The 391-nt window shown below is 60.6% G+C and carries 1 pseudogene; it reads right to left on the bottom strand.

Features of this window, described 5'->3' with window-relative positions:
* Nucleotides 1-237 (bottom strand): annotated as a pseudogene (locus AF337_RS03915) (substrate-binding domain-containing protein); the annotation flags it as partial.
* Between the last annotated feature and the right edge of the window lie 154 nt (nt 238-391).

The raw sequence follows: 391 nt of genomic DNA on the forward strand, positions 1-391 counted from the left end.
GATCTGCAGCGTGAACTGCGGGACTGCCTTGGCGGCTGCCTCTAGTTCATCGTTGACGTGCTGGCGATAGGGCTCCGCATTGTTGGCCTGCGAGAAGCCGATGACGAACTCGCCATCCTTGGCACAAGCCTTCACCAGCGGATCGGCAGCGTGGGCCACGCCGGCAATAGCAAGGCATGACCCGGCCAGGAGCGCCATGCGCCCGGCATGCGACAGTCGAAATGCATTCTGTGTCATTACTTTCTCCTCCACATTGATCCCGGATCCACCCTCCGGGTGATGCCGCCACACTACCTGCCCAATCCTTCGCGGCGACGAACGAGGGATTGAAGGACTGCCGCCAGAACGATAATTGCCGCGGTAGCAAGCAACTGCATCGCTGGCGTGATGT

It is taken from the genome of Rhizobium ecuadorense (genome assembly GCF_001187535.1).
Classification (GTDB): Bacteria; Pseudomonadota; Alphaproteobacteria; order Rhizobiales; family Rhizobiaceae; genus Rhizobium; species Rhizobium ecuadorense.